The organism is Nitrospirota bacterium, from assembly GCA_016235245.1.
Classification (GTDB): Bacteria; Nitrospirota; Thermodesulfovibrionia; order Thermodesulfovibrionales; family UBA6898; genus UBA6898.
In genome coordinates, this window is record JACRLO010000035.1 from 94,371 (window position 1) to 109,147 (window position 14,777).

16 protein-coding genes are annotated in these 14,777 nt (G+C 48.7%); 6 read left to right on the top strand and 10 right to left on the bottom strand.

What is annotated here, in order from left to right:
- Positions 1-63 precede the first annotated feature (63 nt).
- From wbaP to HZB31_14515, 10 genes are all read right to left on the bottom strand, one after another.
- Positions 64-1,500 (bottom strand): undecaprenyl-phosphate galactose phosphotransferase WbaP, encoded by a 1,437-nt coding sequence (gene wbaP / locus HZB31_14470; GenBank protein MBI5849125.1) that lies wholly within the window; start codon positions 1,498-1,500, stop codon positions 64-66.
- 202 nt (positions 1,501-1,702) lie between these two features.
- Positions 1,703-2,419 (bottom strand): DNA repair protein RadC, encoded by a 717-nt coding sequence (radC, locus tag HZB31_14475; protein MBI5849126.1) that lies wholly within the window; start codon positions 2,417-2,419, stop codon positions 1,703-1,705.
- A 56-nt stretch (positions 2,420-2,475) separates the two neighbouring features.
- Positions 2,476-2,904: a transcription antitermination factor NusB gene (nusB, locus tag HZB31_14480; GenBank protein MBI5849127.1), complete on the bottom strand. Its 429-nt coding sequence runs from the start codon at positions 2,902-2,904 to the stop codon at positions 2,476-2,478.
- A 100-nt stretch (positions 2,905-3,004) separates the two neighbouring features.
- The gene (locus HZB31_14485; protein MBI5849128.1) at positions 3,005-3,466 is read right to left on the bottom strand and encodes a 6,7-dimethyl-8-ribityllumazine synthase; all 462 of its coding nucleotides are present in this window, start codon (positions 3,464-3,466) and stop codon (positions 3,005-3,007) included.
- Between the two features lie 18 nt (positions 3,467-3,484).
- Entirely contained in the window at positions 3,485-4,699 is a 1,215-nt protein-coding gene (locus HZB31_14490; protein ID MBI5849129.1) for a bifunctional 3,4-dihydroxy-2-butanone-4-phosphate synthase/GTP cyclohydrolase II, read from the bottom strand.
- A 47-nt stretch (positions 4,700-4,746) separates the two neighbouring features.
- Complete coding sequence (locus tag HZB31_14495; GenBank protein ID MBI5849130.1) at positions 4,747-5,382, bottom strand: riboflavin synthase; 636 nt, start codon at positions 5,380-5,382, stop codon at positions 4,747-4,749.
- Complete coding sequence (locus tag HZB31_14500; GenBank protein ID MBI5849131.1) at positions 5,383-5,730, bottom strand: hypothetical protein; 348 nt, start codon at positions 5,728-5,730, stop codon at positions 5,383-5,385.
- A complete protein-coding gene (gene lepB, locus HZB31_14505; protein MBI5849132.1) occupies positions 5,727-6,413 on the bottom strand; it encodes a signal peptidase I in 687 nt (228 codons plus the stop codon). The genes HZB31_14500 and lepB overlap by 4 nt, the downstream gene beginning before the upstream one ends.
- Before the next feature lie 23 nt (positions 6,414-6,436).
- On the bottom strand, positions 6,437-8,224 hold the full coding sequence (gene lepA / locus HZB31_14510; protein ID MBI5849133.1) for an elongation factor 4: 1,788 nt from the start codon (positions 8,222-8,224) through the stop codon (positions 6,437-6,439).
- A gap of 1 nt (position 8,225) precedes the next feature.
- Entirely contained in the window at positions 8,226-9,167 is a 942-nt protein-coding gene (locus tag HZB31_14515) for an ROK family protein (protein MBI5849134.1), read from the bottom strand.
- 85 nt (positions 9,168-9,252) lie between these two features.
- Here HZB31_14515 and HZB31_14520 point away from each other — a divergent pair, with 85 nt between their 5' ends.
- The 6 genes from HZB31_14520 to HZB31_14545 all read left to right on the top strand — a co-directional run bounded on the left by HZB31_14520 (position 9,253) and on the right by HZB31_14545 (position 14,138).
- The gene (locus HZB31_14520; protein ID MBI5849135.1) at positions 9,253-9,636 is read left to right on the top strand and encodes a winged helix-turn-helix transcriptional regulator; all 384 of its coding nucleotides are present in this window, start codon (positions 9,253-9,255) and stop codon (positions 9,634-9,636) included.
- Between the two features lie 75 nt (positions 9,637-9,711).
- Positions 9,712-10,053: a winged helix-turn-helix transcriptional regulator gene (locus HZB31_14525; protein ID MBI5849136.1), complete on the top strand. Its 342-nt coding sequence runs from the start codon at positions 9,712-9,714 to the stop codon at positions 10,051-10,053.
- A 426-nt stretch (positions 10,054-10,479) separates the two neighbouring features.
- Positions 10,480-11,451: a selenide, water dikinase SelD gene (gene selD, locus HZB31_14530; protein MBI5849137.1), complete on the top strand. Its 972-nt coding sequence runs from the start codon at positions 10,480-10,482 to the stop codon at positions 11,449-11,451.
- 6 nt (positions 11,452-11,457) lie between these two features.
- Positions 11,458-12,234, top strand: coding sequence for a sulfite exporter TauE/SafE family protein (locus tag HZB31_14535; GenBank protein MBI5849138.1), 777 nt, complete (start codon positions 11,458-11,460; stop codon positions 12,232-12,234).
- Positions 12,235-12,302: 68 nt separating this feature from the next.
- On the top strand, positions 12,303-13,490 hold the full coding sequence (locus tag HZB31_14540) for an FAD-dependent oxidoreductase (protein MBI5849139.1): 1,188 nt from the start codon (positions 12,303-12,305) through the stop codon (positions 13,488-13,490).
- 294 nt (positions 13,491-13,784) lie between these two features.
- Positions 13,785-14,138, top strand: a complete 354-nt coding sequence (locus tag HZB31_14545; GenBank protein MBI5849140.1) for a hypothetical protein — start codon at positions 13,785-13,787, stop codon at positions 14,136-14,138.
- The last annotated feature ends 639 nt before the right edge of the window (positions 14,139-14,777 follow it).

The window sequence follows — 14,777 nt, forward strand, 5'->3', positions numbered from 1 at the left end:
TCCCGATTTATTATCGAGGCCACCGATCGTATCGACCCCTTATGCAATAAAAACTGACGCATCTCAATATGCCCCTTCTTTCCTTAATACGATTTTTACGGTCTTGAACAAGATAACAATATCCAGCCACAATTGCCAATTCTTTACATACCATACATCCAGGGCAATGCGGTAATCGTAGGCAGTATTATTTCTTCCGGAGACCTGCCATAAGCCTGTTATACCAGGAAGGACACTATAGCATATATCTGCTGCTTCTTTATAATACTCATTTATTTCATCTCCCGTCACCGGCCTTGGCCCCACAAAACTCATTTCACCCTTCAGCACATTCACGATCTGCGGCAGCTCGTCAAGCGATGTCTTTCTCAAAAATTTCCCTATTCGGGTAATTCTCGGATCGTCCTTGAGCTTCCAGAAGGTCGTCCACTCATTCTTTCTTGCCGGATCATTTTCCAGAAGATCTTTCAGACGTTCTTCGGCATCGTCATACATGGTCCTGAACTTATAACATCTGAACCTCCGCCCGTTCTTCCCGATCCTTTCCTGGGAAAATATGGCAGGCCCCTTTGAATCCAGATTGATAAGAACAATCAAAACGACCATGGGGATAAAAAGCAGCGGCAGCAGCAGCATACTGACAAGCATATCAAAACATTTCTTCAGAAAAATATTTACCGGCCGGTAGAGATTATTATTCATTTCGAAGGCAAAGGCCTCTTCATAGAAAAAATGTCTCAGATTCGTCCCCAATACCGCAATGCCGAATATATCAGGCACGAAAAGGATATTCTTAACCTTGTGCTGCAGCGTATTTATCAACGCCTGAAGTCTTTCTTTGCCGACCCCCGGCATGGCAATAAAAATATCTTCCACGTTGCATCGTTTTATATAATGCAGTGCCTTATCCACACCTCGATGTACTTTTATGCCTTCGATCCGTTTGCCGCATTTCTCAGGATCATCGTCAACAAAGCCGATAATGTTATAGCCGTAATTCGGCTCTCTCATCAGCGCCTTCAGCATAAGCCGGCCTGTTTTGCCGGCGCCAAGAATAAGCACCCTCCTTTTCAGGAGACCGGATCTTCTGAGAGTCTTTTTCACGGTCATTCTTATCAGGGGCAGCAATCCAACCGCCGCTATTCCCATCAGGACTACAACGGTCCGTGATATTTCATCGCTTATTTTTCCTGCCGATGCGATCGTAAAAATCCCAATCGTTGAAAGGAATGCTACCCTCCATAAAACCCTGATCTCATCCCAGTATGAAAATATCCGCGTATACAGGCCTTCATAATAAAAGAAGCATATCCAGACCACAAAGATCCACCACAGACGCAAGGGGCCGGCAATCGGCGCATCACCCGGAAAGCTGGATTGGAATACAAGAGGCAGGACTTTTCTTATCAATACCGCCAGTTCGAACATGAGAAAAACAGCGCCGGTATCAGCAAGCAAAAGGGCCAGCAACTCGATTATTTTTCTGATTTTATTATTCAAGAAAGACTGCGCTCATTTCATGCATGATTGTTTATATTACTATGTAAATTTGTTTTTAGAAAGACAGCCTGAAAACTCCATGACGCTGCGCCATCGGCGCATTGAGAAACTGCTTCGCCAGCCTGTTGACGATGTAATCGGACCGGTCGTTTTCGAGCAACCACGGTGTATCCTCACCGTTCTTTCCGAAATCCCCTATTCCCTACCCTGCACTTTCATACCCCGGCAATGTGCCCTCTCTCGAAAAACTATATATCAGCTCGCCTGCCACAATAATGTGATCAACGACCGGGACATGTATTCCTCCAAGGGCCTGCACCAGACTGCGGGTCAGTTTATGGTCATGGACAGATGGCTTAATGCTTCCTGCAGGGTGATTGTGCGCCAGAATTACGGAAGCCGCCTTATGCCTTACTGCAGCCTCTGCAACATGCCGTGGATGCACAAGGGCATCCTTCACCGTGCCCTCACTTATTAATGCCGGATAGAGAACCCTGAGCCGGGAATCAAGACAGATTACATAAAATACTTCTTCAGAGCGGCCTGCCATAAGAGGAACAAGATATTCAGCAGCCGCTTCAGAGGTATTAAGAGGCTTGCGGGAATACCTGAGACGATCATGGAAATAGCGGCGGGTAATATGAGGGATCATCGAAAGAAAGGCAGCAGCATTGCCGCTGACGCCTTCGACAGATGCCAAATCCTTCGGATCGGCCTCAAGCACCGCAGAAAGACTGCCAAACCGCTGTATCAATTTGTGAGCAAGAGGGTTTGTATCCCGCCGGGCAACAGCCTGAAAGAGAAGCAGTTCGAGCACTTGATGATCCTCAAAGCTATCGAGGCCTTCTTTGAGAAAACGCGTACGCAAACGGTTGCGATGACCTTTGTGCAATTGCCCCTCTGACACTGCTTCAGCCATACCTTATCCCCATTGAGTCAACAGAAATATTGCTGCGTTACATGCAGTCTATACGTTCAGGCTTCGTCTTTCTTTGATTTTTTCCTGGTCTCGCGTGCTATTTTATCCAGGAGGCCGTTGATAAATGAAGCTGCTTCCGAGGAAGAGAATTTCTTTGCTATTTCAAGCGACTCATTGATCGTCACCGCAGGAGGAATGTCCTTGCGGTACAGGAGCTCGAAGACGGCAAAGCGCATGATATTCCTGTCAACCGAGGCCATGCGGTCCATTTTCCAGTGCTCAGCAGCCTGCCGGATCCTGCTGTCTATTTCTTCAAGGTGGGCAAGGGTCCCGCTAACAAGCTCTTCGGAAAATTGCTTGATATCCTTGTGTTCCTTCTTTGTCGGATCAAGATCTTCTACGGCCCGGAAATCAGACCGGTGTCCGGTAAACTCATACTGAAAGAGCATCTGGAGGGCAAGCTCCCTGGCCTTGCGACGGTTCATAAGAAAGTAATGCGTGATGCGTGATGCGTGACAAGTATAAGGACACGTTTCTCCGGCTGTCTGCCCATTACGCATAACGCATTACCCATCACGGCTGTTATCATAACTTCTTGAAGACCTGTGCCATTTCGATTGCAGTGACCGCAGCATCGAATCCCTTGTTGCCGCTCTTGGTGCCGGCCCGTTCAACCGCCTGTTCGATCGTGTCTGTCGTGAGCACACCAAAAGCGATCGGCACGCCCGTATCGAGCGAGGCCGAGGCAACACCCTTGGACACCTCTGCAGCAACATAGTCAAAGTGAGGCGTTGCACCCCTGATGACCGTGCCGAGGCAGATCACCGCCTGATATGAGCCCTTCTCTGCAACTTTCTTGGCTGCAAGTGGTATCTCAAAGGCACCCGGCACCTTTACGACATCAATATCCTCATCTTTAGCGCCGTGCCTCAAAAGAGCGTCAACTGCGCCGTCGAGGAGCTTGCCGGTGATAAAATCATTGAACCTGCTCACGATGATCGCAAACTTCAACCCCTTTGCCTGTAAGTCACCCTGGATAATTTTCATGGTTTCCTCCTGTTGCTCCTATACATTGCTCAGCATATGTCCAAGCTTTTTCTTCTTTGTCTTGAGATAACCGAGGTTTCGGTCCTGAGGCGTTATCTCCATCGGCACCCGCTCGACGACCTTGAGGCCATATCCTTCGAGTCCGACGATCTTCTTCGGGTTGTTCGTCATCAGCCTCATCTTGCGCACGCCGAGATCAACAAGGATCTGCGCGCCGATGCCATAATCCCGCAAGTCAGGCTTGAACCCAAGCTTGAGGTTGGCCTCGACCGTATCAAGTCCCTTGTCCTGCAGCTCATACGCCCTGAGTTTATTCACCAGGCCGATACCGCGGCCTTCCTGACGCATATAGAGGATCACGCCCTGTCCTTCCTTGCTGATGATCTTCATTGCCTTGTGCAGCTGCTCGCCGCAGTCGCATCTCCTTGATCCGAAGACATCGCCGGTCAGACATTCGGAATGCACGCGCACAAGGACCGCATCGTTCTTGCTAATCTCGCCCTTCACCAGGGCAAGATGCACATTTGCGTCCACGTCATTGGCATACGCAATGACCGTGAAATCACCGAACTCGGTCGGCAGCACGGTCGTTGATTCTCTGCGGACAAACCTCTCGATCCGCGTCCGGTATTTAATGAGGTCTTTGATCGTCACGATCTTCATATGATGATGCTTTGCAAATTCCATGAGCTCCGGAACGCGGGACATGGTACCGTCGTCATTCATGATCTCGCAGATGACGCCGGAAGGGTTCAGCCCTGCAAGACGGGAAAGGTCGACAGACCCTTCGGTCTGACCTGCCCGCTGGAGCACGCCGCCGCGCTTTGCCCTGAGAGGGAAAACATGGCCGGGACGGGCAAGGTCCTCATGCGTTGATTTTGGATCGATCGCAGTCAGGATGGTCACTGCCCTGTCTGCTGCGGATATGCCGGTAGTCACGCCCTTCTTCGCCTCGATCGAGACGGTAAAGGCTGTGCCAAAGGAAGAAGTATTGGCCTCGGACATCATCGGCAGCTTCAACTCCTCAACCCTTTCACCCGTCAGGGAAAGGCAGATAAGCCCCCTGCCGTGCTTTGCCATGAAATTGATCGCTGCAGGGGTGACCTTCTCGGCTGCCATGCAGAGATCGCCTTCGTTCTCCCGGTCCTCGTCGTCAACAAGGATGACCATCTTGCCTTTTGCAATATCCTCGATCGCTTCGTCTATGGTGTTGAATTTATGTTTCTGCTGCATCATTGCTCCTTTAATTAATTACAGCGTTTGTCTTTTGAATTCTGCTTTTACGCAAAGCCCGACATCTTCAGGGTCTGCATGAGGGATGAATCATTTCCTTTTTTCAGGTATTTTGAAACATACTTGCCCAGGATATCAACTTCGACATTCACCCGGTCACCGGCACTCTTGATCCCGAGCGTGGTCAGTTTAGCAGTATGGGGAATGATCACAAGCGAAAATCCGTCACGCATCACATCCACGACCGTCAGGCTGATGCCGTCAACAGCAACCGAACCTTTCTCTACAAGATATTCAGCTATCCAGGATCCTGTCTCTATGACGATCTTATACACTTCGCCTTCCAGACTCTTTGAACGTACCGTGCCCGTGCCGTCAATATGGCCCGTCACAAAATGGCCGCCGAGCCTGTCGCTGAGCCTCAACGCAGGCTCAAGGTTAACCCTGTCTCCGACCCTGAGTTCTCCGAGATTGGTAGATATAAGCGTCTCGCCGGAGACATCGAATGACAGCGCTGTTGCCCTGATCTCGACAATGGTCAAACAGGTGCCGTTAATCGCTATGCTGTCACCAAGCTTTGCTTCCTGACTGAGGGCCTTTGCATCGAGGGAAAGTCTTGCCCCCTTACCCCTCTTCTGAAGGGAAATAATATTTCCCAATTCAACGACAAGACCGGTAAACAATCAATACTCCTCATACATATCAAAATCAAACGTCTTCTGGTAAAAACCCCAGAAATCCACCGTGTCTTTCCAGGTTGCCTTCACCTTCACAACCTTTTTGTCGATTGTCACGGAAAGATCGGCCTCGTTCAGCCTGATCCCGAGTTCGGCAGCGTCCTTCATGACATTTGCCCTGATCGTATTAGCATCGCCGATCTCGGTCTTCAAAAAATCCCGTGTATGTGAGCCGAGGGTATACGAGCGATAATAGGGTTGGCCAAAAAGCATCAGGGCAACGATAAGAGCGCCAAGAAGAATCAGTCCGAGCAGCGTCTTGATAAATCCTTTTTCTCCCAAATTCTTTTTCATTTCACAAGCCTCCCTATTCTGTTAAGGTGATTCCATCTCTTGGAGGTGTCCCAGGACCAGTAAATAACAACTGCCTTGCCTTTGATCTGTTTCAGATCAACCGTGCCCCAGAATCTGCTGTCATAGCTCTGATCCCGGTTGTCGCCCATAACAAAGACCTTTCCCTGGGGTATGGTGAGAGGCCCGAAATTATCCCGCTTGTCCATTGCCCGCGGCCTGATCGTATCATCTTTGTAGACCACAAACGGTTCGCTGACCTTCTGGCCGTTCAGATAAAGGACCTTGTCTTTGAATTCGACGACATCGCCGCCAACAGCCACGGTCCTCTTAATAAAATCCCTTTTGGGATCCTCAGGGTATTTAAAGACAATGATATCACCCTTCTGCGGTTTGTAAAACCCCGGCATCCAGAAGAGATTGATATCGGTAAAAGGGATATCGATAGGGGTTCCAAAAACAATCTTGTTTACGAGGATATGATCTCCGATCTGGAGTGTTTCGAGCATGGAGCCCGAAGGGATCTTGAAGGCCTGGACCGCAAACGTTCTGACCACAATGGCAATCAGAAGCGCTATCAGTATCGCCTCGATATTTTCGCGGATTACCGATTTTCCCCTGTCTTTCTTATACCCCCGCTCCTGCTTCGAAGATGAGTGATCGGTCACGGCCGAAGTCTCACCCATATCATGGATCTTTTTCTCTTCGTTCATTTCACTTTCAGGATCGCAAGAAAGGCCTCTTGCGGCAGTTCCACCCTTCCCACCTGCTTCATCCTTTTCTTGCCCTCCTTCTGTTTTTCAAGCAGCTTCCGCTTCCGCGAGATGTCGCCTCCATAGCACTTGGCGATAACGTCTTTTCTCATCGCCTTGACCGTCTCGCGCGCTATGATCTTGCTGCCGATGGCTGCCTGGATCGCCACTTCATACATCTGTCTCGGGATGCTCTCCCGCAGCTTTTCTGCCAGCTGGCGTCCTTTATAATAAGCCTTATCCTTGTGAACTATCAAGGACAGGGCGTCAACAATTTCGCCGTTCAGCATCACATTGAGCTTCACGAGATCCGATTCCTTATATCCCATAAATTCATAGTCCAGCGAGGCATAGCCTTTCGAAAAGGACTTGAGCTTGTCATAAAAGTCCCAGAGGATCTCGTTTAAGGGGAGTTCATATTCGACCTTGATCCTGTCTTTGCCGATATAGTGGAAACCCTTCTGCGTACCTCTCTTCTCCTGGCAGAGATCAAGGATCGGCCCGATAAAGTCCTTTGGAACAAAAATGGTCGTCAGCACATAGGGCTCTTCAATTTTCTCGTATTGATCAGGCAGCGAAGCAGGGTTTTCGATGAAAATAACGCTTCCATCCGGCAACGTTACCCTGCATACAACCGTCGGCGCGGTGCTCAGGAGAGAAAGGTCGAACTCCCGCTCAAGCCTCTCCTGAATAATCTCCATATGAAGCAGTCCTAAAAATCCGCACCTGAAGCCGAACCCCAGTGCAAGCGAGGTCTCCGGCTCAAAGGTGAAGGATGAATCATTCAGTCTCAGTTTGTTCAGCGCATCTCTGAGGTTTTCATACTGATGAGTTACGGTCGGGTAAAAACCGCAAAAGACCATCGGCTTAATGTCCTTGTATCCGGGACAGGGCTCTGTCACCGGCTTGACCGCATCCGTAATCGTGTCGCCAATTCTGGTGTCAGCCACATTCTTGATGCTTGCAATGATATAGCCGACCTCGCCTGCCGTAAGCTCCTCAACCGGCGTCATCTTGGGGCTGAATATGCCGACCTGCAGGACGTCAAACGTCGTTGCCGTTGCCATGAGCAGAATCTTCTTGCCTGCCTTCACTTTTCCGTCAAAGAGCCTCACCAGCATAATGACTCCCTGGTAATTGTCAAACCAGGAGTCGAAGATAAGCGCCTTCAGAGGTTTATCCTCGTCGCCGGGAGGCGCCGGGACCTTCTGCACAATCGCTTCAAGGATCTCCTTGGTGCCGATGCCTTCCTTTGCGCTTGCAAGGATCGCGTCTGAGCTGTCGATGCCAAGCGTGTCTTCGATCTGCTCCTTTACCCGCTCCGGGTCAGCACTCGGAAGATCGATCTTATTAATAACCGGTATCATCTCAAGGTTATTATCAACAGCGAGGTATGCATTGGCGAGCGTCTGAGCCTCGACGCCCTGGCTTGCGTCAACAATCAGAAGGGCCCCTTCACAGGAAGCCAGACTCCTTGAGACTTCATAGGAAAAATCCACGTGGCCGGGGGTATCGATAAGATTAAGGATATATTCTTTTCCATCATCAGCCTTATAGTTCAGTCTGACCGCATGTGCCTTGATCGTAATGCCCCGCTCCCGCTCAAGGTCCATCGAATCGAGCACCTGCTCCTGCATCTCCCGCTTCGAAAGCGCTCCGGTAAATTCGAGCAGCCGGTCGGCAAGCGTGGATTTGCCGTGGTCAATATGGGCGATAATGGAAAAGTTGCGGATATTCTTCGACATGCTACAAAGACTTCCCGGATGTTTCCATGAATACAAGGCTCGCTGCGCCGACGATGCCGGCATCGTCACCGAGTGACGAAGGGATGATCTTCACCGCATCAAAGAGTTCTTTAAAGGCCCTCCTCGATGCCTCTTTGATAGCCTCCTGCACATAAATGTTCCAGGCGCCGACAAGACCGCCGGTAAGGATGATGGCCTCAGGGCTCATTATATTAATAATGTTTGCAATGCCGACACCAAGGAAACGGCCGGCATCCTTGAGGATCTCACGGGAGAGCGCATCTCCTTCAAGCGCTGCCTTATAAATATCCTCAGGCGTGATCTTATAAATACTTCCTTTACAGCATTCCTTGAGAATGCTTTCATTGCCCTTTTCGAGCAGGTCTACAGCCTTTGCGATCATGGCCCGGGCCGAGGCATAGGTCTCGAGGCAGCCGATATTGCCGCATGGACATTTCTCTGCATCTGCATTAATGCTCATATGGCCGATTTCTGCTGACACATCAAGCAACTTTCCCTTATGGATAATGCCGCCGCCGATACCCGTTCCTAATGTCAGGAGAACAAAATTATCAAAGCCCTTGCCGGCGCCTGCGGTCTTTTCTCCCAGGGCTGCCACATTGGCGTCATTTTCGATCATTACCGGAACGTTGAACCTGCTCCGGATCTCTCTTACCAGATCAACTCCTTCAATGGCATGAAGGTTGGGTGATATAAAAACCCTGCCGCGCTTTCTGTCAATCAGGCCGGCAACACCAAGTCCGATCCCCACAATTTCGGTCTGTTTTATTTCATCTATGGCAGACAATACCGCATCGAGCACCGGTTCTGACGACGGTTTTTTTATCTTGCGGGCGATCTCTCCGTCTTCGGAGACGAGTGCGACCCTGAGGTTTGTTCCTCCGAGGTCTATCCCTATAGCGAATTTTTTCGTTGCAGTCATGCTGTTATGCAGTCCTTATGAATGCGGGAAATCAATGAAGTCTAGAAGTGTATCACAAAATATTCCTTTGAGTAAAGGAAGTTACATGAAAGATTCCCTTGACCTTTTCATGCCTCAGTCAATAAAATATGAATATATGAAACAGAACAAGACATTATTTGAACTTCAGTCAGAGGTCTGCAAGACCCTCGCAAGCCCCAAGAGACTCGAGATCCTCAATGCACTTAAAGAGGGTGAAAAGACTGTCACTGACCTTGTCGAGGTGCTCGGCGTTCCCAAGGCCAATGTCTCCCAGCACCTTGCGGTAATGAGACACAGGGGTATTCTCAGGACGCGCAGGGACGGGGTCAACATCTACTACAGCGTTGCCAACGAAAAAGTTATCCAGGCCTGTATTCTGATGCGTGAGGTTCTTACGGAACAGATGCAGGAAAAATCAAAGCTGATCGACATTGTCGCAAACAGCTGATCTCTTTTTTATTTGACAAATATATGCAAGAATGCTAATGTTTGCATATATTCAATCAGGAGGAAGCGACTACAAATGAGATCCATGATGCATAGGGTAGAAGTCCTAAAGACCATTGCACATCCGGTCAGGATACAGATTCTTGAAGAACTTCTGAAGGGTGTGAAATGCGTAAGCGACTTTGAGGACTTTCTTGCAATAAGCCAGCCGAACGTTTCCCAGCATCTGTCCCTGCTCAGAAGACAGGGGCTGATCGACCACTACATGGATGGAAGGCTCAGGTGCTACTTTCTGAAAGACCCGATCATCCCTGACCTGCTTGAGATCCTGAAAAAAGACTATATCGAAGAGTTGCCGGCACCGGCCTGCTGTCCGGTTACAAAAAAGGGCACCTATCCGGGAGATAGACAGAGATAGGAGTTATGATTTTCTGTAAGGAGGCACAGGATGGGTTCGCACACCATTAAGCTCTATGTCAATGACCCGATGGGGAAACGTTGACTGCAGAATCTTGAAGCAGCCAGGAAGGCTGAAGCAGAATCAGGCGCAAAAATGGTCATAATAAGCAAGTCTTCACCGGATTATCTTCAAGAAAGAAATCCACCACCATGTCCCTCCGTTGCAGTAAATGATCAATTTATAGTCAAAGACAGCATAGTTTCTTATGAGGATTTGAAGGCCGCTCTTCTGACCGCAGGATAAACATGGATTTTCATCGGATGAATTGCTTACATGGTAATAAAAGATAACAATCAACAAGGAGGTAGTATGGATATCAAACTTACCAGTCTTTCAAGCTGCGCGGGTTGAGCGGCAAAATTCAGTCCTCTGGACCTGTCCCACGTGCTGGGGCAGCTGCCTGCGTGTACAGACAAAAATGTTCTGGTTGGGGCATCCAATGCCGATGATGCAGGGATCTACAAGATTACTGACGAAATAGCGGTTGTCCTTACCACAGACTTTTTCACCCCTATTGTTGATGACCCTTACTGGTTCGGGGCAATTGCCGCAGCCAACTCACTGTCTGACGTGTGGGCCATGGGAGGGAAGCCGACGGTTGCACTCAACATCGCCATGTTCCCGAGCAGTTCTGAGTTTTTCCCATCGCTACAGAGAGTCATGCAGGGCGGCATTGACAAGATGACCGAGGCGGGCGTATCGATCATCGGTGGCCACACAATCAAGGACAAAGAACCGAAATTCGGGTATACCATAATGGGGCTTATCCATCCCGATAAGATACTCGATAATTCTAAAGCAAAACCGGGCGATGCCCTGATACTCACCAAAAAAATCGGGACAGGTATCATCTCCACCGGAGTAAAGGCCGGCATGTGCAGCGATGCCGTTATTGAGGAGTTTACCCTCTCTATGGCGACTTTGAATAAACGGGCAGGAGAGATTATGTGCGAGATCGGTGTGAGCACCGCAACGGATATCACCGGCTTCGGGCTTATCGGTCACCTGAATGAGGTGCTTACTGCGAGCAAATGCCAGGCCCGCCTTTATTCAAGCCGCGTTCCGTTTTTCGAGGAAGCGGTAAGACTGGTCAAGAATGGCATTGCCCCCGGTGGCACGTTAGGAAATCTGAAGATATATAACCAATATGTTGCCTGGGCAGAAGATGTGCCGGAATATGAAAAGGTTCTTATGAACGATGCCCAGACATCAGGAGGCCTGCTTATCTTTGTCCCGGCAGAAAAGAAGGAGCAGTTGATTACTGCCTTGCAAAAGGAAGGGATTCTGGCTGCGCACATTGGAGATATTCTTGATAGTCAGCCAAAAGACGAAAAACACGTTATCGTAGAGCGCTGAAGAATCATGGCGTTTTATCTTTTGTTATGGGCAGCAGGCTCGATAGTCGGCTTCTTCTCGGGTCTGCTCGGAATCGGCGGGGGCATACTCATGTTCCCGCTGCTCCTTTACGTGCCTCCTCTTCTTGGGATGGACTCAATCGGTGTGAAAAATATTACCGGTCTGACAATGATCCAGGGATTCTTTGCGTCCCTTACAGCCATGTTTTTTTACCACAAGCATAATCTTGTCAACAAGCCTCTTGTTCTTACCCTTGGACTCTCGCTGTTTCTGTCCTCCCTGACCGGATCTTTCGTATCAAAAATTGTTCCGGACAAACCTCTGCTGTTTATCTTTGGTGCACTGGCATTTGTAGCGTCAATAATGATGCTTATCCCCAGAAATTATTCAAAAGATGACTTCACGGAGGATAAGATAACCTTTCATAAATCAATGGCCATAGTTATAGGAATTACTATCGGATTTCTTATTGGTTTGGTAGGACAAGGTGGAGCATTCATAATAATACCTCTTATGCTGTATGTCTTGAAGATTCCGCTCAGGGTCGCTCTGGGAAGCACCCTCGCCATTGGGCTCTTCTCAGCTTCAGCAGGCTTGATCGGAAAGATAGCAACAGGTCAGGTACCTTTTCATATGGCGGCTGCATTACTTGTTGGTGCAATCCCTGCAGCACGTTTTGGCGGTGTAGTTGGTAAAAAAACCAAGTCTGAACATTTGAGATGGCTGCTTGCAGTGATCATTATTGCCACTGCGGTTAAGATCTGGTCGGATATTTTCAAATAATAAAAACACTTTCATCTGCAGAGAAAAGTGTCAGAATTCAAACATAACAGGCAGAATTGGGGAGGATTATGGAAAAGATCGTTGTGTTGGGCGGTTCATTCGGCGGACTGACTGCTGCGCTCGAAACAAAGAGGCTATTAGGCCCACAGGCAGAGGTAACGGTCATCAGTGAGGAGAACAGGTTCGTATTTCTGCCGTCTCTTCCCTGGCTGATTATGGGCTGGAGAAAGCCTGAGGACATTACGCTCAGTGTCTCTGACATCCTTAAATCTAAAGGCATCCAGTTTATCCATGAAGCAGCTCTGGCAGTAGATCCTGATCTCTCGAAGGTCAGAACAGCAACAAAAGAGTTCTCCTACGATCACCTCATCATCTCAACCGGCCCTTTTCTTTCGTTTGACGAGATACCCGGTCTTGGTCCTGATAAGGGATACACTGACTGCACCTTTACCCTTGATCACGCGGTAAGAACAAGCCAGACCTGGAAAAAGATTCTTGAAGACCCCGGCACTGTAGTAGTCGGTTCATCCCAGATGGTCAGCTGCTTTGGCCCTTCCTATGAGCTCGCCTTCGAGATGCATGCTGAATTAAAAAGATTGAAGATGCGCCATAAGGTGCCGATCATCTATCTCACGTCAGAACCGTATCTCGGCCATATGGGTGTCGGCGGCCTTGGCAATTCAAAGCGCTTCTTTGAAGAGGAGTTTGCAGACAGGGACATTAAATCACTTGTGAGTCAGGCGATTGAAGAAGTGACGCCCGGAGAGATCAGGCTGAAAGACGGCTCAAAAATACCGTTCAAACTGGCGATGATAGCCCCGCCTTTCAAGGGAGTGCCTGCGGTAGCACAACTCGGCAACCCCAGAGGCTTTATCCCTGTTGACAGAAATTATCGCCATACAAAACATAAGAATATCTTTGCAATCGGTGTGGCTATGGCAATAGCTCCTCCTGAACAGACCCCTGTGCCTACCGGAGTTCCGAAGACAGGGTTTATGACCGTGAAGATGGCAAAAACCGCTGCTGCCGCAATCTATTCAGATGTCAAAGGAACACCACCGCCGGCCATGGATGAAATGGAGGTCATCTGCATCATGGATATGGGCAACACTGCAGCGCTGATGAAGGCTTCGCCGGTGCTTCCTCCGCGTCAGGAGTCATTTACGAAAAAAGGTGTATGGGCAAAATGGATGAAGGTCGGTTTTGAGAAATACTTTCTCTGGAAGATGAAGAACGGGCAGAGCAATCTGCCGTAACAATACAGAGAAGAAGCACAGTTGCTTGCATGTCAGCTCAATGTACCTTTCTTTGCCATGTCCAAAGCAGACTTTGTGGAGGGGGTTGAGCTGGCAAATCCTGCAACCTATTACAAAGAAATTATGGTCCCGGCTGACATGAACCTTACGTTTTAAACGAATGAACTAACGACAAAAAGGCAGATTCAGTTCTTCAAATAATTTCCCCTTCAGTCCACGAAGTTTTCATTTATCTTTAAAAAAGCGGTAAAATCTGGATAGAAGATCCGAGTATTGAAATTGCCGGGGAAGAAAATGAAAGAACCTATCATGATGACCTGTCCGCAGTGCGGGAAAGAAACGGCCGCAGGAGATGAATGTCTGCTATGCGGCAATAAGATTGAATCCCTTCAGGGACTGGAAATACAGTACAGGGATTTCAAGGGTTCAGAGATGCTGGATATAAAGATGGCCTCTTCTTCGCGGCAGGGAGATGAACAGCAGACGCTCAAGCCAGCGCAGAAGAAAGATAACCCCTCGGGTACTGCTGCTCAGTCAGAAATAAAATGGCCAGACAAAAAAACGGTCTTCTTTTTTTGGGCCACAGTCGGCATCATCCTTTCGGCCCTCGCCTGGTATTATCTGCTCAGCTTCTTCCTGAAGTTCTGAGAAAACCGTTTCGTGCCATGCATAAATAAACGCCCTTGCCCCTGCACCGAATTACATAGAAAGAGCCGGGCAGATGATAGGTCTTCTCCATCTGCCCGGCTCCCGTGTACCAGACCCTTCACTTCAGTAATTCCGAAACTCCGGTCTGGTTGTGTTCTGGCATTCTCTTTCGAGTTCCTGTCCGTCTGATCTCACTTTAGAAGAAATTCAGGATGTTGTCAATTCCATAATTATAATTCTAAGGCAATGCAATATTGTCTTTTGAGCTGAAAGTCATTCCGTTGCCATGCCTGCAGGATACAGGGCATGTCTGCCTGCCACGTCCGCTCACAAATTTTCAGCAACCAGGTCTTACGCTGTCATGGGTACAAGAATCCCCGACTATTCATTTATTAGAGTAGAGATCAATAAGGGCTCAAATCCTCGCAGTTTTGCAAATAGAAGAGGGCTATTTGCAGAACTGCAAACAAATCTTCGAAAAGAATCCTTTAAAAACGTAGTGTTTCATGTTGGCATGAAGCCTGCATATATACAGGCAAGATCAACAAGCAGGAGGATACGAAGATGAAAAACAACACACTGGCAAAAAAGGGATTATACATCGGAGCAGGAGCAGGACTGATGCTGTTTGCAATCATC

Coding starts and splice junctions, on each gene's coding strand:
- HZB31_14490 (MBI5849129.1), bottom strand. CDS start 4,699: ATGCAGCAGAAACATAAATTCAACACCATAGACGAAGCGATCGAGGAT.
- HZB31_14545 (MBI5849140.1), top strand. CDS start 13,785: ATGAAAGAACCTATCATGATGACCTGTCCGCAGTGCGGGAAAGAAACG.
- HZB31_14535 (MBI5849138.1), top strand. CDS start 11,458: ATGGCGTTTTATCTTTTGTTATGGGCAGCAGGCTCGATAGTCGGCTTC.
- nusB (MBI5849127.1), bottom strand. CDS start 2,904: ATGAACCGTCGCAAGGCCAGGGAGCTTGCCCTCCAGATGCTCTTTCAG.
- HZB31_14500 (MBI5849131.1), bottom strand. CDS start 5,730: ATGAAAAAGAATTTGGGAGAAAAAGGATTTATCAAGACGCTGCTCGGA.
- lepB (MBI5849132.1), bottom strand. CDS start 6,413: ATGGGTGAGACTTCGGCCGTGACCGATCACTCATCTTCGAAGCAGGAG.
- radC (MBI5849126.1), bottom strand. CDS start 2,419: ATGGCTGAAGCAGTGTCAGAGGGGCAATTGCACAAAGGTCATCGCAAC.
- HZB31_14540 (MBI5849139.1), top strand. CDS start 12,303: ATGGAAAAGATCGTTGTGTTGGGCGGTTCATTCGGCGGACTGACTGCT.
- lepA (MBI5849133.1), bottom strand. CDS start 8,224: ATGTCGAAGAATATCCGCAACTTTTCCATTATCGCCCATATTGACCAC.
- HZB31_14515 (MBI5849134.1), bottom strand. CDS start 9,167: ATGACTGCAACGAAAAAATTCGCTATAGGGATAGACCTCGGAGGAACA.
- HZB31_14485 (MBI5849128.1), bottom strand. CDS start 3,466: ATGAAAATTATCCAGGGTGACTTACAGGCAAAGGGGTTGAAGTTTGCG.
- HZB31_14525 (MBI5849136.1), top strand. CDS start 9,712: ATGAGATCCATGATGCATAGGGTAGAAGTCCTAAAGACCATTGCACAT.
- HZB31_14520 (MBI5849135.1), top strand. CDS start 9,253: ATGAAAGATTCCCTTGACCTTTTCATGCCTCAGTCAATAAAATATGAA.